Here is a 20,482-nt window from a genome sequence, read left to right as displayed (position 1 = left end):
ACGGGCGTTCCGCGATTTGCATTTTCATTCCAGGTACGGCTTGACCAAATTGGGTACAAACAGCAGGAGGTTTGTGTTATGTCAGTAATTCAATTTAATGCCCACAAGAAGTACCATGTGCTTCAAAGTAAAACCCGTGTTTGGGAAACCCACAATGATCTGACCCCGCATTATCGCATCCTATTTATCCGCAGCGGGGAGGGGCATTTCAGTCTCGACGGGAAATTACATGATTATGCCGAGCGCGGCGTCATTTTGCTCTGTCCCGGACAGCATCCGATCTTTCAGGAAGACAGCAGTGCAGAGATTTTCATCATCGCATTCGATACCTGGCTTTCCGAGGATTTTTTGCAGAAAAAGGAGTTCAGTCCTGATTTTGCCGACATTTACAAACAAGCCGAGCACCTTTGTGACGGCGTGCGCCTTACCCAGGGCAGACCTCTGCAAAACGAGCGCGACGCCCAGACCATCACCTACCTGATCAACCAGATCCTTTTCGAAATCACTCAACAACCCACGTCGCACAACAAGCTCATTCGCGGAAGCATCGACCTGATTGTCACCATTCTCGCACGGAATAATTTTGAAAGTAAAAAGGTGGAGGAAGCTACTTCGCGGCAACGAATGGCAGGGGCTATTATCGATTACCTGCGGCAGGAATTACATCAGAACAAGAACATCCGCGTGCCCGAGTTGCTCATGCGCTTCAATATATCGGAGGATGTAGCCAATCTTTGTGTACTCAATCAGACAGGCATGTCGTTGCGCAACTTCATTTTTAAATACAAGGCCGATCTCTTCAAAAGCAGGATGCTCAAAATTGACATTTCGGAACTCACCGGCTATTTGCAATCGGGTGGCCAGCAAGCGCCGCATTTGTCCATTTAAAGCCTCGTTCGCAACGGTAAACGGGAGGCCTTGTACCAATGACTTATTTTACGGAAGTATATGTCCCGTCGATTTTCGGGTAAAAATCCCGACCTTCGTGCGTTCGATAACACACATACTTCCAGAAGTTTACGTATGAGGCGATTCTCCATCCTGCTTATTCTTTTTGCACTCGTTACCAGACCAGTTGCCGCGCAGCCGGAAGCGCCGCAGACCTCATTGAACCATTATATTGAATTTTTGAGCCAGTCGTCGGAACAGGTTATTCGCCGGTTCAAAATGCTCCGTGACTATCAGGACGACGTGACCCGTTATCGTAAAAAGCCTGATTATGGCTTGCGTTTGCCGTCCTCGGGGCCATTGGAAGAGTATTATTACAAAAAGGCAATACATGGTTTGGGTATCAACGCCGGTAAGCGGGAGCAACTGAATGCGGGCATGGAAAACGTATGGAAAGTGCTTAACAAGCTGGATGAAACCTGCAAGACGCTGGAAACTTATGTGCGGCTGAAAGATTACGAACGCGATAACCTGAAAAAATCCGATGCACTGATTGCGGAAATACAGTCCCTTTTTGAACGCTATGCACACGATAAAAATGCATTGTACACGCAAATCAGGCAGGTTTATACAAGTACTCAGAATCGGCCGGCCACCGATCCCTATATTATAACAGAGAAAGCCATGGGCGAGGTAATTGCCGCTCAGCAGCGCCTGCTGGATGCATTGCCCTATTATTTGAATGAAGAAAGCAAAGCCGAATGGCCGGTAGCGCTCGTGCGGCAGAGTATGCTGGACGATGAAAAGGCGCTGTCGACGATTGGTAATACAGCTTCGCAGTTGGAGTATCCGGCGTCGGATATGGTCGGGACTTTCAAATCGGCATTGGCTTCGATGCAGGACATTAAACGGAGGGCACTGGACGACCATAATTTCGCGGCGCAGCAGTCGGCGCAGCACGGGAATGCGGTGTATCTGTCGTTGGTGGAGCAGTTTAACCACGATATGCTGGAATTTTACAAGGCGTTTGTCGGGTATAGCAAGCCGGGGCATTTGTTACTGAATTGTCCGTTTTTCAGCCCGGTCATGAAGGCGGAAGGCTCGGGTGATGTAGCTTCTGCCGGCAAAAGTACCCCGCCGTTCCAGGACAAAGCTTTCCAGCCATTGAATGTAAAAAAGGCGACTACTCCGGCGAGTGCGACGGTTGTTAAGGCTTTAAATCAATATGTGGACTGGATCAACGAGTCGCTGCGGCAAATGCATTTGCTGCAAATGATCGTCCGCAACTACCAGAGCTCGGCGGAATACTATCGTGACCCGGCAAAGGCACAGAAACGCGCCAATCTCAGCTATTCGCACGAAGATTTTAAGCTGCCATCTTCCGAATATTCCTTGCTGCTGAACGCCAGTTCGGCCATTCCGGAGCCTTACCAAAAATCGGTGACAGGCCAGGCTGAGGTTTTGATGCATGTTTTACAGGAAATGGACGGCCTGAGCATCGAACTGATCCGTTATACTTCGGAAAAACAATACCTGCAAGATCAGCTCAAACGCTCCGACGCCATTCTCGACCGTTATCTGGTCCTTTTCGATATTCTGGATCAAAAGAAAGAGCAACTCTACAACGACATCCGCCGCATTCACGAAAGTTATCCTAATGCTACACCGACCAGCTCGTGGTACATCGCTGGCAGCGCCATGCTGAAAACCATGGACAATGGCCACGACGTCATGTTCGGAATGCGGGACTATCTGAAAGGCAAGGCTTCTGAGCTCCCGGCAACCGATCGGCTGGAAGCCGACAGTCGTCAGTTAATAGCCGATGAGTACAAAAATATGAAGGGATTGCAACGGTACGGTCGCAGCAACGGTTTGTGTCCCTACACACCCTACGAGGATCTGGGAGCCAATGCGGGAAAGTTTGCCGAGAGTGTGCGGAAATACAAGCCGGCCACATCAGCTTATGCGGCGCATCCGTATGAGTCGTTTTACTACTTCTATAACAATGAGCTGGTTTACGAATACAATAACTTCATTGAACTGTCGAAAGCCGGGTTATTGAAGACGATTAATCAGCCGGATGTTTTTGCATTCCGGCGAGCTACTACCCGGAAACCGGTTGCTCCACCGGCGAAACCGGAAGAGCCGAAAGTCGAAAAGCCCCAAGTGGAGAAGCCGGTTGAGACCACAGCGCAGGTTCAAACGAACAATGGCGAGATATCCACTGCGCCTAAGCCTCCTGCGCGCAAGGACACGCGCCCGCTCGCGAACGAGGGCGCACCCGCTGCGCCGGAGAAGCGTGATACCGTATACGTGGAGCGCCTACGTGTGGATACGGTGTACGTGGACCGTAATGTGCAGCTGCAAAACATCACCCGCTCGCTCGACGGCTTTGCGCCGAACAATATGGTACTGCTGCTGGACGTATCGTCGTCGATGAACTCGCCTTACAAATTGCCGTTGCTGAAACGCTCCATTAAGTCGCTGCTGACGCTCGTGCGGCCCGAGGATATGATTTCCATCGTGCTTTACTCCGGCAAGGCGAGGGTGGTGTTGAAACCGACTTCGGGTGCCAAAGCTTCCGAAATTTCGAGGATGATCGACCTGCTGCAATCCGACGGCGATACAGACGGGAACGAGGGCATTAAACTTGCCTACAAAACGGCCAACAAACAATATATCCGGGCAGGTAATAACCGCATTGTACTTGCTACGGATGGCGAGTTTCCCATCAGCGAGGAGGTCGTGGATATGATCCGCCAAAATGCCCGCCAGGATGTGTATTTCAGCGTTTTTACCTTCGGGCGTAACGAGCATACCGGCCAGAAACTCAAAAAATTGAGTGAACTAGGTATGGGCTCCTACGCCCACGTAACCGACGCCAGCGCCGACCTGCAACTGATTCTGGAAGCCCAGGCGAAGAAGCAGGTTGGGAAATAAGGCTATGGAGCCGTCAGAGATCGGTGTAGTGCTTCACAAAGCTGATCCAATCCGCCCCGAAAGGAACGATAAGGTAGTTCCCTTCCGGCGTCACGAGGAGCTTGGTCGGGTAACCGGCCACTTTGTAAGTTTTTTCGATTTGATTGTCCGACATGGCAACGGGGAACGAAAATTTTTTTTCGGCCATGTAATCCGTTACTTTTTCCTCGGTATCTCGGCAGGCGATGGTCAGAAAAGTGATTTTATCGGCGTTGGTTTTGACGGTCGAATCAAAGAATTTCTGCATATCGGGGTGCTCTGCCCGGCACGGTCCGCACCATGTTCCCCAAAAATCGACTAACAGCCATTTGCCTGCTCCGGCTTTGCTCGAAAATTTCGATTTGTCAAGCATCGATAACGAAATAGGAGGGGCCGCTTTGGCATGCTGATTTACGTTTTGCATCCAGTATTTTCCAAAATTTGCTTCGCTGCCTTTTACTTTAACATAAGCTGTTTTAAGTCGTTCTTTATATTCCGGCTGCTGTAATGTGATTTGCAGCAAAATGGAAAGCACGTCATTCTGATTTGTAGCCTGGTCGGTCAGAAATGTAAGATATTCCTCGCGGAATGAGCCTTTTTCTTTTTCCAGTATAAAATGCATATCATAGAAATACGCTGACATATGATTAACATCGGCCAGGTCGGGACTGTAATCGAATGCTTTTTTGAGATATTCTTTCTTGCTGTTAAAATCAGTTTCCTTTTCCGACTGGATATAATTGGAATAGGCATAAAGGTATCTGTACCATGCCCGCTCCTCTGACTTAAACCGGTCAGGATTTTCTAAGGCTGGTATCTGCCCTTTTTCAAGATAATTGTATAAAACCCGGAAAAGCTTTTCGGATAACGGTTTCAATTCGGGTATGGAATTGATCTTTCCATAAATCATCAATCCATATCGCCCGGCGCGGTTGGAATAGATATCGGAATCCGACAATTCTTCTTGAATGAATTGGTTCGTGAGACGGGCCAACTGGGCATTGTTTCCTGCGGCATCTTCAATTTTTGAATACAGATAAAGCGTGTTAAATGTTTGAGTCAGCACCTTGCTGCTATCCTCCATGATCTTGATCAGTAGGTTTTTATTAAAATCGTGTTTCCGTTGGTGTTCTTTGACTACCGCACTGTCGGTTTCCGGAAGAAACGAGCGGTCTACCACGATTTGAGCGTAGAAATTGTGCATCAGACTTTGCATCGACTGGATCGCTTTTTTATTCGAGGCTAATTTCTGAATGCAGAATAACGCTGAGTCTTCATTCAGGTCGATTTGGGTAAACTTGTTGAAATTGGTAAAGTAATCAATGGGTGTACGGGAAGGTGCCGCTTGCGACATGACTTTCGGAGCCAGGAAATAGGTGGTTATTAAAATCAATGTAAATATTTTAACACCGGAGTTTTTCATAGCGCCAGCAAGTTTTAAATGTAGGATTTCTTGAGAACAAGCATTTAATCAAGTTACGCTATTGATTGGCGAATTGTTGTCGTTCCATTAATTATTTGTATTAATCGAACTGCCATCCACAAGCAGGCGCGGCCGGTTGTGTAACAGGGTAAGAAATCCTTAAGGAGATTTTCTTTATTGGTATACCTAAAATTAATCCTTCACCCTAACGACTGCTCCGATGAATACCAAGCCGCTCAGTAAGGATTTTTATTCCTTTATTATTTTCTTTCTGTCAATTCTGATCATTATTTCGGTGATCCAGTCCGTGGCGTTGCTGGTTATTGGGTCTGCGTTGATGGGCCTGGAATCATTCAATACCTGGATTTGGCTGGCCCTTGGGGTGATCGCGGTAACCAATGGGGCGGCGATTCGCTACCTTCGGCATAATGGTTACCGGCTGGCTGCGGTCGCGTGCCTGGTTTCGGTTCTGGCTGTGTTTTTCCATTATGCATTGATCCTGAACCGCGAACTGCGGGTGTTCTATCAGGAACATTACCATGCCGTGGCTTTCACTCTTTTCGGAACGGCTGCGCTTTGGGGGTTAAGCCTGATATTTACAAAAGCAGGCGAGAAGCGATGGTTGCGGCTGGGCGGTATCCTGACGGTATTCGTCTCGCTTTTGCAGGCGGTTATATTCTTTCTCTACTTTCAGGTAGGTGAAGGTAGTACCAAATTACTGCTCGACAAGGCTAGCAGGTGGGTTGCGCTTTTCGGCATTCTCGCGCCGGTTTGCTTTGTTGTCCATTTTCGCCAGGAAGACAAGCGATTGACGGTTAGCGATAACAAGCCCGCCCAAACCCTTCCCGCATTGATAAAGCTGGCGGCATTCCTCGGGCTGCTGTTTTTGGGGTTTAACTTTTCGGTGGAAGCATTTAGGTATAGTATGCCGTACAAACCTTCGGCTACCGAATTGCGCCACTCGAAGGCCATGGAATCCTATCATTTTGTAGATAAAAGCGGGGACTCGCTCGGGTATCGCCTACTCAAACCGCTCGATTATGATTCGGCCAAGCGATATCCGCTGATCGTGTGCCTGCATCACGGTGGTGCGCATGGCAGGGACAACATCCGGCAACTGTCGGCGGATCCTGCCCCTTTTCTGATGGAAGAGGGTAACAGAACCCGGTATCCTGCCTTCATTTTTATGCCGCAATGCCCTCAGGGAATGGGTTTCAGTGGCGCTTATGGTAACGCAAGTGTGGATTCGCTGGTCTTCCGGACGATCAGGCAGCTGCAAGGCCGCCTGCCGATTGACAATAAACGCATTTGCGTCCTCGGTGTTTCCGGAGGTGGTTATGGGTCGTGGCACTTTATCAGCGCTCATCCCGAAATGTTCGCAGCGGCAGTGCCTATTTGTGGAGGAGGCGAACCGAAATATGCTCCGAAGCTTGTGAATGTGCCGATTTGGGCCTTTCACGGCGCCCGCGACAAGCTGGCGCCGGTATCGCATTCACGCGATATGATCGCTGCGATCCGCAAAGCCGGCGGTAACCCGAAGTACACGGAATACGAGTTTGCCGGCCATGGGATCTGGGATAATGTGCGTAAGGAGGGAATCATGGAATGGATGTTTGCACAGCACAAAGAATAGTCAGGCGAGCGCGTGGATTAATTTCGCATCGATAATGTAGGCCTCGCGCCTGACGTGCGCATTCCCGCGTGCGAGAACGATTGGATCGTTTTTGTACAACGGTACTACACCAAAAGGGAAACCAGGGAAGTAGCGGAGGGGATTTCAATAGAAAAAGGCCGATCCGAACATTCGGACCGGCCTTTCGTCATTACAACTGTACATTATGCGCCTTGTTGCGCAGGGAAGTTGATCATCCAGTTTACGCCGTACTTATCCCGGAAAGCACCGAAATAATCGCCCCAGAACTGGTCTTCCATCGGCATTTCGATGGTACCGCCTGCCGACAGGCCATTGAAGTACTCATCGGCCTGCGCGCGGCTGTCGGTGAAGATAGAAACATAGTTGTTATTACCTACGGCAAGGGTATGGCCCATGGAAGGCATGATGTCGGACGCCATCAGCAACTCATCACCCACTGGCAATGCGATATGCATGATCCGGTTTCGCTCATTTTCTGGCAGATTTTCAGTTCCCGGGGCGCCGTCCATTCTGTGAACACCCTGGAATTCGCCGCCGAAAACGGATTTGTAAAAATTGAATGCCTCTTCCGCAGTTCCGTCGAAGTTGAGGTAAGGATTGATTTTGGGCATAGCTAAAAGATTTAAAAGGTGATTGGACTTGATTTTAGATTGTTGACTGATGCAAAAGTATGGACTTGCACCGTCATGCATGCTCCCTAAAAAGGACATTCGCAGGGGGCGGGTGCGACAAATTGAAGCCCTTTTTTCGAGACTTCAAAATTAACAAATAAATATTGCGCAAGTAAATACTTGCATATATATTTGCAAGCAAATACTTGCATGTTATGAGAGCACGAAGAGATGTATACCAGGCCATTGCCGATCCGACGCGCAGAGCGATTATCGGTATGCTGGCCGAGCAACCCCAGAATGTAAATGCCATTGCCGAGCAGTTTGATGTGACGCGTCAGGCGATTTCGCTGCATGTCAAAATCCTGAGCGATTGCGGGCTGATCTTTATCCGGAAAGAAGGCCGGGACCACATTTGCGAAGCACGGCTCGACAGCCTGAGCGAGGTGTCTGTCTGGCTGGATCAGTACAAAAAGCATTGGGAAAGTAAACTGGATTCATTGGAAAGCTATTTGGAACAACTAAAAAAAGAGCGATATGGAAAATGAAAAAAGCAGCACGCACGACCGTGAACTGATCATTACCCGTAAACTGAATGCACCGGTAGAACTGGTGTGGGAGGTGTGGACCCAGCCGGAGCATATTGCCAAATGGTGGGGGCCAAATGGTTTCACGAACACGATCACGACAATGGACCTCGTGCCGGGCGGTGTTTGGGAACTAGTGATGCACGGTCCCGATGGAAAAGATTACCAGAACAGGAGTATATTCAAGGAAGTTATCCCCTTAAAAAGGATTGTATACCAGCATTTTGCACCCAACTTCGTAACCACGGTAGAGTTTGAAGCACAGGGCGATGAAACGTTTCTGCGCTGGCACATGCTTTTTGAATCGGCAGAGCAGTTGATCCGCATCGTGAAATCGAACAATGCGGCCGAAGGTTTGAAACAGAATGTCGAAAAGCTCTCGGTGTATCTGGAAGGCAGGAAGGCCGTCAGGCAGTCATGAAAGCGCTGGTCGTTGCATTGCTCGGCGCAATGCTGAATTTATCCGTTCAAGCACAGCAAACTCGTATGGAACAAGCTAAAACAACCGGTTATGCGCCCGTGAACGGGCTGAAAATGTATTATGAGATCTATGGGGAAGGTAATATCCCGCTGGTACTCATTCATGGCGGCGGTTCGACGATCGAAACGACTTTTGGCAACATCCTGCCCAAGCTGGCGGCTTTCAGCAAAATCATCGCCGTGGAATTGCAAGCGCATGGCCGCACCAGCGACCGCGACGCGCCCGAGTCGTTTCAACAGGATGCCGACGACGTGGCCGCATTGCTCCGGCATTTGAAAGTGGAGAAGGCCAATGTCCTTGGTTTCAGCGACGGGGGCTGTACCACCATGCAGCTCGCCGGCCGCCATCCGGAACTGATTGGCAAGATCATCGTCGTAGCTTCCAACTACACCCGCGCCGGAATGATCGACGGTTTTTTTGAAATGATGGACAATGCTTCGCTCGATAATATGCCTGGGCCGTTGAAAGAGTATTACCTCAAAGTCAATCCGGATCCCAAGGGTTTGCAAACGATGTTCAACAAAGACCGCGAACGCCGCCGAACCTTTGCCGATTGGCCCCAAAGCGACCTCAAGCGCATACAAGCACCCGCGTTGATCATGACTGGCGACAAAGATGTGATTAAAACCGAGCACATTGTTGAAATCTCCAAGCTGATTCCGAAGGCGGAACTGGTAGTACTGCCGGGAGTGCATGGTGCATTGCTCGGCGAGATTTGCACCGCGAAAGCCGGTAGCAGGCAGCCTGAGATCACAGCGACACTCGTGCAGGAGTTTTTGGGAGAAAACTAGTCCAATCGCTTGGTGTCAATTTCTCCGCATGTGTGGTAAGTGTGGTTTGGACTTGAATTAGCAACCAGAAACAACTATGCCAATTAGAATAAAAAAGGAGAGGTATTTGCCTCTCCATGATCGTCTTTCCGTACCAATTCATTTCCAATTACCGTCAGGAGATTTCTTTGACTCTTTCAAAGAAAAACAGTAGCTCTTTGAATGAGCAAAAGGTATCGGCAATGTGCGGATCATAGCCGAGTTCCTTTTGCGCTAACATAAAACCAGTATAAATCGTCCAAAGGTCCTGTGTCCACGATACCGGATCGCTAACATTCAACAACGCTTTCACTTCGCGGCCGTAGGCCATACAAACCGGATCTTCCGAGCCGGCAGGGGTTAGTAGTGTGTTCATACTTATTGCGTTTAAAGGTGTTGATAAAAGCCCTGTCTTAGGCGCCTTTATGCACGCAATCCGCATCCGGGGACTTTCGTCGTTCCCGCACCATAACAGGGCATTTCTTGCAAGCTTTTTCATAATTAATCATATGCGTTTTTAAAAGGTACACGCATATTCGCGAGAATTAAGTGCTCGCACAAGTCAGAAAGCGCATGACTTTTCAACCGGCGGCGGGCTGATTATCGCACGTTCGTCTCTTATTTACCAACCGGCAGAATGGTTTTTGTGCGGGACTCATGTGCTTTGCTACAAATCCAGAATGTAATCATGCCGCACGACATCACCTTCGGCTATTTCCCGGAAAAAGCGGAATTGCTGCTTGGTGAGCACGTTAATGGAAGCTTGATTTTCCGGTTCTACCAGCGCGAGGAGTGATTCGATATTGCCGCATTCGCGTGCATAGGCGATGAGCCGACCGGTGATTTCAGATGCGTAGCCTTTCCCCCAGAATTCGGGTAGCAATGCGTAGCCAATCTCCGTGAAACCGTCCTCGAAGGGGACTATTTTGCCTAAACCAATATACAAATCGCTGGCTTGTTCGTAAACAGCGACAAAACCCATGTCGCTTTGCTGGCCGTCGGCACGAAGTGATCTTTCAAACCTATTGCGGGCGCCTTCTGCGTCGAGCGCAGTGCCACTGATGTATAGCATTACATCTTGCTGCGAGACAAGTCGGAAATAGTCTTCGAAATGGTCGCGGGTGAATTTTTCGTAGCGTAAACGTTCTGAATAAAACTGCATTGTGAAGCGTAGAAAGGTATTTTTAATGGGTACATGGCGTGGGGCTGACGAGTTGGGTGTCGTAGCCCTGTCACCTATTTTAACAAAAAGTTGACAGAAAGAATTTGATCACTTGCGGGATTTTTACATTTGTTGACAATTTTTTTTGTCATTTACTGGTCTTTGAGGACTCCATAATTGAGCACGCTGCCGTAGCGCTAACCAAATGTATAGCGAGTTGGATGGATGGTAGGAGCGTTGTTTTTGTTTACTAAATGAGGTTTACTAGTGGCTTCATGAATTCAAAAAGCAAAACAGATCATGGAAAACCGAGGCATTGTCAGAAATATAATCAGCATCAAAACACCGCCTGCCCAACCTGGGTTTCTGGGACCCGACCATACGGCGAGGGCGGTGATTTATAACGAGTTCAGGCATAGCGATCCGTTTATCCTGTTGATGGACGATTTTCTGGACAAGAAAGACGACGAGCCCGTAGGAGGGCCACATCCGCACGCGGGCTTTGAAACCGTTTCATTGCTGCTGGAAGGCGAAATCGGCGACGAAGCGCATACGATGAAGCAAGGCGATTTTCAGATGATGACTGCCGGCAGCGGCATTGTACATACGGAGACGATCGAAGGAAAATCGAGAATGCGTTTGCTGCAGATGTGGTTGAATTTGCCAAAAGCGGATCGTTGGACAGCACCGAGGGTGCAGGATATCGCATTGGCGAATGCACCGGCGATTGAACGGAATGGGGTGAAAACTGTTTTATACAGCGGATCGTTTGCAGGCCTGGACTCACCAGTAAAGAATTATGTTCCGCTCATTGTAGCCGACATCCGGCTGAAACCAGGCGCAAAGCTTGCGGAATCGTTGCCAGCCACCTATAATGCATTTTTGTATGTCATTGAAGGCAATGTAGAGGTAGGGGATGAGCGAAGTGATTTGGACGTCAATCAGATAGGATGGCTGAGCCGCGGTGTGATTGGAGAGGCAAGCGAGTTGGTCGTCGTCGCGGGCAGCGAGGGTGCGCGTGTGGTGTTGTACGCGGGCGAGCCGCAGTACGACCAGATCGTGTCGTACGGTCCGTTCATCTCGGACCATCAGGAGGAAATCAAGGCGCTTTACAGTGATTTCCGCCATGGGAAAATGAGGCATGTTTCCACTTTGCCTGAGGAGCAGCGCTTTAACTATTAATCAAAATTCCTTACGCTTTAACGGGCGGCTAATCTTTCTTAATTTGGGGCTCATTCAAACCTGAGCTGCAATGAAAAGAGAAAGATTGGCCGCCTTTTTGCTGGTAATTCTGTTCGTACCCGTTTTTGCATTCGGGCAATCGCCGCTGAAAGGATCGGTAGAGCGCATTAAAGTACACGGCAAATCACTGGAGGGCAACCTGGAAGGTAATCCTGCCGACCCCGATGTTTCGGTATACTTGCCGCCGAGCTACAAAAAAGAGCCGAAACGTCGGTTCTCGGTGGTATATCTGCTGCATGGCTTCACCGATACCGACGCGCAGTGGTATGGGTTTGTAAAGCATTGGATCAACCTGCCGGTGATTGTCGATAAGGTATTTACATCCGGTCAGGCGCACGAAATGATCATCGTCACACCGAACGCGCTCACGCGTAGCGGCGGCAGTTATTATTCCAATTCCATTACGACAGGCAACTGGGAGGATTTTGTTTCCAAAGAACTCGTTGCATACGTTGACCAGCATTACCGGACAATTGCCAAAGCGGCAAGCCGCGGTCTGGCAGGACATTCGATGGGTGGCTATGGCACCATCCGTATCGGCGAACGGCACCCCGAAATCTTTTCAAGCATTTACTTGCTGAGCCCTTGCTGTCTGGCGCCAGGCAACGCGCGTTCGTCGGAAGCACTGGCCAAAATAGAGGCGGTGAAAACGCCGGAGGATATCGCCAAAGCCGATTTTATGACCAAAGCAGCTCTGGCTTATGCAGCAGCCTGGTCGCCTGATCCTTTGCGCCCGCCATTCTTCACCGATGCGATCGTTGAAAATGGAAAGCTGAACCCCGCCGTAGAAGTCAAATGGAATGCCAATATGCCGCTTCCCAGCATCGATCAATACATCACCAACCTGAAACAAATGAGAGGCATTGGTTTCGATGCCGGCGACCGCGACCAGCCTATTGCTTCCAATATCAAAATCCTGCACCAGATACTCGACAATTATAAAATCGAGCACGCATACGAAGAATACCAGGGCGACCATATCAACAAGATAGGCGAGCGGATCGAGACGAAGATGCTGCCGTTTTTTTCGAAAAACCTGGTAAACAAATAATCGACCGGCGAGTTACCCCAATGCAGGCTGGGCACTTTGGAGTTCTTTCAGAAATGAGTCTATTTCGTCAGGGGATAGCAGGATGGTCTTTTTATTTGTTGTCTTGATCAGTACAAGCTGGTCTCTACGGGTAAGATACCAGGTCATTTTTCCGTAAACCGAGTTGTAAAACTGGCCGTAGTAGCCCCAGAGCCCGCCCACGCCGAATGTTCGGATCGTGAACTTTAAGGTTTCCTTTGGAATCCGTTGAACCGATTCAAGCGTTTCTCGCGGATAAGTTACGTCGCTGACAGGCCGATGGATGATGAGATCCTGGTCTGTCAGCGTGTAACTCATGGGACGGTATACATAGGCAAATCCGTAAGTAACCACCAAAATTGCGGTTGAAACAAATGCCCCAATTTTCGCATCATCGGAAAAGGTAAGAAACTCAAATGCGATGATGCCGACGAACAAGGCAGTCAATCCAATCGTGATGATTGTGATGGTTCTATCAACGGAAGCAGTATATTTCATGGTAGGATAGCGTTGTTAATAACTAAATATAAGCAAAATCTATCCCGCATTTATATAGCTACTCCACGACCAATTTCTGCACGGCTTTGGATTCACCCGACTCCGCTTTCAGAATGTAAATACCTTGTCGGAGCGAGGCAATATCCAAAGTGTGTTTCGACGATTCTAAACGATCGGTTTGCATTGTGTTGCCGCTGCGGTCGAATATCTGCACATCAACCGGATATTTCCATGCCCCCTTCAAATCGAGTTGCACCTGTTTGGATGCAGGGTTTGGAAAAATCGTGAGACTCGTGACGGGCTCCGCCACTTCATTGCTTACTTCTCTTTTCTTACTGGAATAGACAAACGCAATAACTTTCCCTTTGCATGCGGGCTTGGTAAGGTCTACATTCGCCACATGCTTGCCGGAAGCATCGATGGCCGTGAGAAAATCACCGTTACGGTTTATCGTCAATCCTTTCGTATTATACCGGAGCTGCTGCGCATGGGCCGACAATGCAAACGTCGAAAGGATACCGGTAGTGAGCATTAATTGGAGAATCTTCATAGCGTGTTTGTTTAAATTTGAAACTTATTTTATATCCAGAATTATTTCCCACTCGAACCCAACTTTCCATTCATGGAAAGGTGAATTGGGGTTTACGAAATCCACGGTAATCACATGATTGCTGACGACGGGCTGCCCGTTAAGCAAAACGGAGAAGCGTGGCTGATCGAAAGGGTAATAATCGAGTGGATTGACAATATCGAACATTTTAAGCCTGAGTTTATATTTGCCTTCCGGCTTCTGTTTGGCTTCCATGATTACGCCTGAGTTTTCGGAGTCGACAAGTAATTGCGTGACCGGCATCATATTGGGATCCAGCAGGGCCAGTATGTTGCCACCCTCATCTATAAGCTCAAAGGCGAATGTATAGTCAGATGTTTCCCAGGCGAGGCCGTCCAGATCGTTTCGAAAACCTTTTAACTCAATAGTGAAGTCGACAAGTTTGGGTGGCTGAGGTTGATTGGAACCACCGGAGCCGACCGCGGAAAAGAAAGGTGCCGGCACAGGCAAGGCGGGACAGGAAGAGGAATTCCGAACAGTCACCGTATAGTTTTTGCCGTTTGCAAGCGTACCCGCGGGGACAAGCATGAAATTGGCCGTGGTCGGTTTATCGGTAAATCCCGGCACCGCGTTTATACCATTCTCCTTAATGGTCACCAAAAACTGGCTGCCTGGTGGAAACGACTGGCTTGGAAACCACTCGACCTTAAAGTCCTTGGTTGGATCGACTTTGCCCAAATCACCTGGGAAGAATACAGCCGGATGATCGGGGCATATAGGATAATTGAATGGCAGCGACAACCCCGTTTTAGCACCCAGCGCATTGACAGCCAATACGCTCGCCTGCAAGCCGGTGCCGTCAAACAACAGAGGGTCCTGAACAAAGAAATTGAAAGTCTTTCCCTGGGTAGAGAAAATAGAGGTAGGGCCTGACGGTTTCGTGAGATGAAGCTCGAAGTGGTCGACTGTATTCAAGTTAAGTGTCCCTTTATTCCATTCGAAAACTTTTCCTGCGAAGTCTTTAAATGGAAAGGTCGTTCCGTTGGCCGGACCTGTCATTACTGGCAGCGCGGCTGTTTCATTTACTATAATCCGCCAGATATTGCTGCAAATGCCGAAGACGAGGTTGTTTTTGGGAAGTACCCGAACAAACAAACTGGTCAGATTGGGCAAGGGCGGAAAAAGTACAATCGTGCTGGCTGAATTTCCGGATAATGCGGTGGACGAAACGATGTTGGTGAAAGCGTTGTCCTTCGCGACCTCCACCACAAAGCCGGTTGCTCCCGGTACCGGATCCCAACTGATTAATCGCCCCAGGCTCCCGACGGGAGTTGGAGGATCGTTCAGCTTTTGTGTTTTGGCTTGTATGACGGATGTGGAGGGTGTAGATGTCTTAATTATCAGTGGTTTGGACCATCTTCCATAATTTCCCTGCAGCTTTGGCTTATCGAGTCTCTTCGCCGCAACGCGTGCATAATAGGTTTGTCCGATGACCAGCGTCGCATTAACCAGCCCGGTTTCCGTGAAGTTGCCGGTATGCGGTGCAAATCCTTCATAGATTATGGAATTAAAGGAAGGGTCGCTGGCAACCTGCATCAGGTAAAGTTCAGCATCTTTCACTGATTTCCAGGTTAGTTCGGCGTACCAGGGTTTAACGGTAGTAGAGATGTTTGCAGGCCAAAACTCGGCCTTCTTATTATCTAGTCTGACGGCATGTGTTGGACCGAATTGTTGATACAATTTGCAAAGCGGGTTTAGGCCTTTGCAAAAATTGGCGTCGGCTTGTGTTATTTTTGCCCTCACGTATACGGTCTCATCGGGACGAAAATAGCCGCTGGCGCTACCTTTGTAAAATACGCCTCCGCCAGGCTTGAAAAAAGTGTCGAAGGTACTCACCTTATATACCTGCGGATTGGTGAAATTGTAATCGGAAGCCATTTGGACTTCCACTTCCTTAACGCGTGGATCGTTGTCCCAGGAAAAATTAACTTTCACAGCAGGCCATGGCTCGATGTTGGAAGATGCATTGGCAGGATAAATAGAAAAGAATGGCAGGTTATTGTCGCAAACGCCTACCGCACACCAGGCTTTTTCTACTGCCTGGTATTCCATTGAATTTAAGCCGTATAATTGTGTTACTGCATCAAGTGTGAATGCCTTAAATGCAGGATAATCGGAATAGGCTTTTAGTTTGGGTATGGCGTCCCAGACAATTTGAATTGCTTTTTCTACGCCAATGCCGGTCAGGTTACTGTATTGGTATCCCAAATCGTTAGTGGCCGAGCCTGCAAAGCCAGAGGAAAGGAGGTAGAACCATTTGGTAACGACACCAGCCCCCGCATCGTAATTATAGTTATCGGAACAGCCATTATCGAAATGCTCTCCCTTGTAAGTATCCGCTCTATCATACGATTTGGGGTTTGACATATCTTTTGGTTTTGATAGAATCTCTTCTGCCACTAGCCAATTATAATTTTGGGGAGTCGATTGCAGAAATTTATTCTTCGCATATATTCCGAATACATCTGCCAGGCCTTCGTCTATGGACCGGTATTCCGAACATATGCTATTTAGGTAGGCAATGTTACTCCTGTATTTCATAATCGCGTGGCTAAGTTCATGTGACACAATATCGATTGACGCAGGAAGGGGCGTACTATGAACGAAACTTTTGCCAAAACGGAAGAGGGGGGTGCTGATATCGCCCGAAAAGCGTGCATAGCTGTAATCATTCGACGTGCCATCCGAATTTTCAATGGATATTTTGACTGAATTTGCGTCTGTGCCGTCCATGCCTTTCCACCCAAACCGTTGGTCGAATATTTTCATCGCAGTCTGGAATCCAAAATACAATTGAACGGCTTCCGTACTTAGATACGGAGTAGGATTATCGGTAAATGCATTGTCGTATGGGGTTTTATCTTCGAAAAAAACAGTGGAGGCGTTGTCAGTTCCGTAGATTTGGATGGCAGGGAAACCGTTTTCGGGTAATGTTTGCAGGCGATAAATTTTCTCGCTCAGAGGGTCAGGACTGATCGTATATTCAAGCGCTCGAAAAGTTTTTAACCCGTTGTAGTGACTCATCGCCGTGCGGTCGACATTTTTGGCATTATTCAAAGTTTGTGAAAACGCCGCAGGCCGGAGCGTTACCACAAAAATTCCCAGAAGCGTAAGCAGTGTTTTTTTCATGATTAATAGTGTTGTTTTGCCAATTCTATTTCACATTCAGTATGATATCCGCAAACTGAAACCCAACTTTCCACTCGTTGAAAAGGGAATTGGGATCTGCGAAATTTACCGTGATGACATGCGGATTGACTACCGGATCACCATTGAGAAATACGGAAAACCGCGGTTGGTCAAAAGGGTAGTAAAGGAGAGGATTGAAAATGTTGAGCATTTTTAATCGTAGCTTGTATTGCCCCTCGGGTTTGTTGCTGGCGCTCAAAATCACCCCGGAGTTTTCAGAATCCACCAGTAGTTGTGTGATCTGATTCCCATTGGGATCAACGAGAGCTAGCAGATTTCCATCCGGATCGATGAACTCGAACCCAAGTATATAATCGGAAGTTTCCCATGCAAGACCATTCTGATTATTTCGGAAGCCTTGCAGGTCGATCGTGAAATTGACAAGCTTAGTCGGCTGAGGCTGATTGGAACCGCCGACACCGACTGCGGAGAAAATATTTGCTGGCAAAATGATCCCCGCACATGTGGACGAGTTTTTTACCGATACTGTATAGTTTTTACCATTGGTGAGCGTGCCAGCTGGCACGAGCATTGATGTCGCTGTTGTGAGCTTATTATTGAATCCGGCGACCGGCGCATCCGTCATCGCGTCTCTAATCGTGACCATGTATTCGCTTCCCGGATCGAACCAGAAGCTATCATGCCATTCTACATGGAAATCCTGGAAGGCGTCGACTTTGCTGATCAAATCAGCTGGGAAAATAATCTCAGGGTTATCCGGGCATATATTGTAATCGAACGGTGCCGAGAACCCTGATTTGGCTCCGAGAGCACCTACTGCTACTACCCTAACCTGGATTCCCGCTTTGTCGTCAAACATGAAAGGATCTTGTATAGGAAAATCGAAAGCCTTTCCCTGGGTTTTGAAAATGGAAGTCAGGCCGAAAGTTTTTTCGGTTACCCACACTTCAAAATGGTCAACCAGGTTTGCATTGAGCGTGCCGCCCTTCCATTGAAACACAGAAAGAAAGTTTCTGAATGGGAAATTAGTCCCGTTCGCCGGGTTTTCCATTGCGGGGACGCCATAGTTTTCATTCGTTTTAACCCGCCAAGTATTATTGCCGAAGCCAAATGCATTTCCTCTTTGCGGTAATACACGCACAAAGAGGTTTGTGAGGTTGGCGACGGTTGGAAGTGAAAAATTAATACCATTTAAGTTGCCTGCCACGGTTTGTGAGCGGATAACGTTAAGAAACGCATCATCAGTGGCGACCTGCACAACGTAGCTGGTTGCTCCCGGATAAACATACCAACCAATCACAAATCCCAGGCTGCTAACGGTTTGAGGCGGATCATTGGCCTTCTGATTTAAAGCCTGTAATATGGAAGTTTGCGGAATGGCTGTGTGAAGCTTGAAGGTATCAGACCATTTGCCGTAATTCTTATTGATTTTGACAAAATCGAGCCTTTCAGCTCTGACACGGACAAAAAAGTCCTTGCCCATTTCGAGTGTCGCATTGATCTCCGTGGATTCGGTGAAATTACCTGTGTGCACGACGACTTCGTCGTAGACCAGGTTATTAAAGACGTTGTCCGTAGCGACCTGAATCCTGTAACGGTCGGCACCATCGATCGACCTCCATCTGAGTTCAGGTTTATCCCACGGGTTAACCACCATCGATAAACTATTGTAGGGCCAGAACTTGACTTGTAAATCTTTTAACGTAAATGCGTGCGTAGGGCCGAATTGCTGGTAGAATGCGCAAAGCGGGTTAAGCCCTTTGCAAAAATTGGGGTCAGCTTCTATGATCTTAGCCCGTGCGCAAACTTTTTCGCCGGGATGATAGTATGCGTCGACGGAAGCAGAATAGGTTAGCAAACCGTTCGGATCGACCACCATCGTGAAATTGTCTGCGTCGGTTTCCTGAACGTTTTCGGAAAAGTCGTATTGGGTCGATGTTTGTACCAGCCACTTGGTAACCCCACTATTTTTCCATGTGAGGTTAATTTTAACAGCCGGCCATGGATTGACATTGCCGGTTGCGTTAGCCGGGTACATCGAAAAGGCTGCCGGATTATTATCACAAACCCCGACGGCGCACCACGCATTTTGGACGGCCAGGTATTCGGTGGAATGCAGGCCGTAGAGTTTCTCGGCGGCTTGTAACGTAAATGCCTTGAATGCCGGATAGTCCGAGTAGATTTTGATGGAGGGAATAGCATCCCAAACGATCTGAATCGCTTTTTCGACACCAATGCCGGTTAGGTTTGAATAGCCGTAACCGAGGTCGTTATACGCATTTCCCTGGAAGCCTTCGGCAAGCAACTGAAACCATTTTACAACAACTGATGAAGCGGGGTGCGTGTCGAAACCTTCATAACACGTATTGGGATAAAATTGACCTAGATAAGTGTCAGGATATCCAAAGCTTTTAGGATTACTCAAATCCTCCGCTGGGTTCTCTATCTGCTCCTGAAATAGCCAATTAAAATTCTGGGGAGGGGTTTGCAGAATCTTATTTTTGAGATAAATGCCATGTATATCCGCAATTCCCTCGTCTAGTGCTTGAACCTCTTTACACAGATTTGTTAGTTGAAAGCTAATGCCGGTCTTTTGATGGAATATTGCGTGAGCATATTCATGTCCTACGACCTCTAAGACATTATTGAAAGGCTCAGTATCCGTAAGACTTCTAAAAAATTCAAAATATTCGTCGGTTGCATCAGAATAGTAATGCCCAAATGGGTGGGCTGGTTTAGGATCAAATTTATCAGAGTCCTCCAAATATATTTTGATGGGTTTCTGACCAATACCATCAATACCCTTCCAACCAAACCGTTGGTTCAACAGGGCCATTACCCTTTGAAATGAATAGAAGGTTTGAATTGCCTCCGTGCTCAGATGCGGTGTTTGATTGTCTATAAACTGGTTGTCGTAAGGTACTTTGTCTTCAAAATAGACACTTTGTATACCGTGGATACCTTGCAATTCTATTGCTGGAAACCCATTCTCGGGCTTTGTCTGCAAGCGATAAACCTTATCACTTTTGGGGTCAGCATTTATAGTGTATTCGAGCGCTCTAAAAGTTTGAGAGCCATCAAAAAAGCTCATCGCAGTCCGGTCAACATTTGTTGAATTGTTCAAGACCTGAGAATACAACGGCTTTCCAAACCAAGGGATGACAATGACCAGCAAAAGGCACAGTCGCTTTTTCATAGGTAATAGTGTTGTGTTAAATTGTAGAATGGCTGCTATTTGATACTCAAATCAATATCCGGATACTTAAACCCCGGTTTAAATTCGTTAAACTGCGAGTCGGGATTGACAAGATCGATGGTAATGACGTGATCGGTGACGATG

General features: G+C 48.0%; 16 protein-coding genes. 8 read left to right on the top strand and 8 right to left on the bottom strand.

What is annotated here, in order from left to right:
• Window positions 1–78 precede the first annotated feature (78 nt).
• Entirely contained in the window at window positions 79–888 is an 810-nt protein-coding gene (locus J7619_RS12080; protein ID WP_291198348.1) for a hypothetical protein, read from the top strand.
• Between the two features lie 60 nt (window positions 889–948).
• Window positions 949–3,828: a VWA domain-containing protein gene (locus J7619_RS12075; protein WP_291198345.1), complete on the top strand. Its 2,880-nt coding sequence runs from the start codon at window positions 949–951 to the stop codon at window positions 3,826–3,828.
• Window positions 3,829–3,841: 13 nt separating this feature from the next.
• Here the strand turns inward: J7619_RS12075 and J7619_RS12070 are convergent, their stop codons facing one another.
• Entirely contained in the window at window positions 3,842–5,269 is a 1,428-nt protein-coding gene (locus J7619_RS12070; protein ID WP_291198342.1) for a TlpA disulfide reductase family protein, read from the bottom strand.
• A 220-nt stretch (window positions 5,270–5,489) separates the two neighbouring features.
• Between J7619_RS12070 and J7619_RS12065 the strand changes: the two genes are divergently transcribed.
• Window positions 5,490–6,902: a dienelactone hydrolase family protein gene (locus tag J7619_RS12065; RefSeq protein WP_291198339.1), complete on the top strand. Its 1,413-nt coding sequence runs from the start codon at window positions 5,490–5,492 to the stop codon at window positions 6,900–6,902.
• Between the two features lie 203 nt (window positions 6,903–7,105).
• Here J7619_RS12065 and J7619_RS12060 read toward each other — a convergent pair whose 3' ends face one another.
• Complete coding sequence (locus J7619_RS12060; RefSeq protein WP_291198336.1) at window positions 7,106–7,534, bottom strand: VOC family protein; 429 nt, start codon at window positions 7,532–7,534, stop codon at window positions 7,106–7,108.
• A gap of 215 nt (window positions 7,535–7,749) precedes the next feature.
• Between J7619_RS12060 and J7619_RS12055 the strand changes: the two genes are divergently transcribed.
• The 3 genes from J7619_RS12055 to J7619_RS12045 all read left to right on the top strand — a co-directional run bounded on the left by J7619_RS12055 (window position 7,750) and on the right by J7619_RS12045 (window position 9,393).
• The gene (locus J7619_RS12055) at window positions 7,750–8,082 is read left to right on the top strand and encodes a helix-turn-helix transcriptional regulator (RefSeq protein ID WP_291198333.1); all 333 of its coding nucleotides are present in this window, start codon (window positions 7,750–7,752) and stop codon (window positions 8,080–8,082) included.
• On the top strand, window positions 8,072–8,542 hold the full coding sequence (locus tag J7619_RS12050; protein ID WP_291198331.1) for an SRPBCC family protein: 471 nt from the start codon (window positions 8,072–8,074) through the stop codon (window positions 8,540–8,542). The genes J7619_RS12055 and J7619_RS12050 overlap by 11 nt, the downstream gene beginning before the upstream one ends.
• A gap of 65 nt (window positions 8,543–8,607) precedes the next feature.
• The gene (locus tag J7619_RS12045; RefSeq protein WP_291198329.1) at window positions 8,608–9,393 is read left to right on the top strand and encodes an alpha/beta fold hydrolase; all 786 of its coding nucleotides are present in this window, start codon (window positions 8,608–8,610) and stop codon (window positions 9,391–9,393) included.
• 154 nt (window positions 9,394–9,547) lie between these two features.
• On the opposite strand, the gene J7619_RS12040 is transcribed toward J7619_RS12045, so the two are convergent.
• Window positions 9,548–9,787, bottom strand: coding sequence for a hypothetical protein (locus J7619_RS12040; RefSeq protein WP_291198327.1), 240 nt, complete (start codon window positions 9,785–9,787; stop codon window positions 9,548–9,550).
• A 291-nt stretch (window positions 9,788–10,078) separates the two neighbouring features.
• Complete coding sequence (locus tag J7619_RS12035) at window positions 10,079–10,573, bottom strand: GNAT family N-acetyltransferase (protein ID WP_291198325.1); 495 nt, start codon at window positions 10,571–10,573, stop codon at window positions 10,079–10,081.
• A 300-nt stretch (window positions 10,574–10,873) separates the two neighbouring features.
• Here J7619_RS12035 and J7619_RS12030 point away from each other — a divergent pair, with 300 nt between their 5' ends.
• Together J7619_RS12030 and J7619_RS12025 are read left to right on the top strand one after the other, a co-directional pair.
• Window positions 10,874–11,755 carry a pirin family protein gene (locus J7619_RS12030; RefSeq protein ID WP_291198323.1) on the top strand — a complete coding sequence of 294 codons (882 nt, stop codon included), beginning with the start codon at window positions 10,874–10,876 and terminating at the stop codon, window positions 11,753–11,755.
• A gap of 70 nt (window positions 11,756–11,825) precedes the next feature.
• Complete coding sequence (locus J7619_RS12025) at window positions 11,826–12,866, top strand: alpha/beta hydrolase family protein (RefSeq protein WP_291198321.1); 1,041 nt, start codon at window positions 11,826–11,828, stop codon at window positions 12,864–12,866.
• A gap of 12 nt (window positions 12,867–12,878) precedes the next feature.
• Here the strand turns inward: J7619_RS12025 and J7619_RS12020 are convergent, their stop codons facing one another.
• The 4 genes from J7619_RS12020 to J7619_RS12005 are packed head-to-tail and all read right to left on the bottom strand — an operon-like array spanning window position 12,879 to window position 19,978.
• The gene (locus J7619_RS12020) at window positions 12,879–13,382 is read right to left on the bottom strand and encodes a PH domain-containing protein (RefSeq protein ID WP_291198319.1); all 504 of its coding nucleotides are present in this window, start codon (window positions 13,380–13,382) and stop codon (window positions 12,879–12,881) included.
• 58 nt (window positions 13,383–13,440) lie between these two features.
• Complete coding sequence (locus J7619_RS12015) at window positions 13,441–13,932, bottom strand: T9SS type A sorting domain-containing protein (protein WP_291198317.1); 492 nt, start codon at window positions 13,930–13,932, stop codon at window positions 13,441–13,443.
• A gap of 24 nt (window positions 13,933–13,956) precedes the next feature.
• Window positions 13,957–17,121, bottom strand: coding sequence for a M4 family metallopeptidase (locus J7619_RS12010; RefSeq protein WP_291198315.1), 3,165 nt, complete (start codon window positions 17,119–17,121; stop codon window positions 13,957–13,959).
• Window positions 17,122–17,146: 25 nt separating this feature from the next.
• The gene (locus J7619_RS12005; protein WP_291200330.1) at window positions 17,147–19,978 is read right to left on the bottom strand and encodes a M4 family metallopeptidase; all 2,832 of its coding nucleotides are present in this window, start codon (window positions 19,976–19,978) and stop codon (window positions 17,147–17,149) included.
• Between the last annotated feature and the right edge of the window lie 504 nt (window positions 19,979–20,482).

Source organism: Dyadobacter sp. (genome assembly GCF_017744695.1).
Classification (GTDB): domain Bacteria; phylum Bacteroidota; class Bacteroidia; order Cytophagales; family Spirosomataceae; genus Dyadobacter.
Note: the sequence above shows the minus strand (reverse complement) of the source record. Positions and strands in the feature narration are given on the sequence as shown.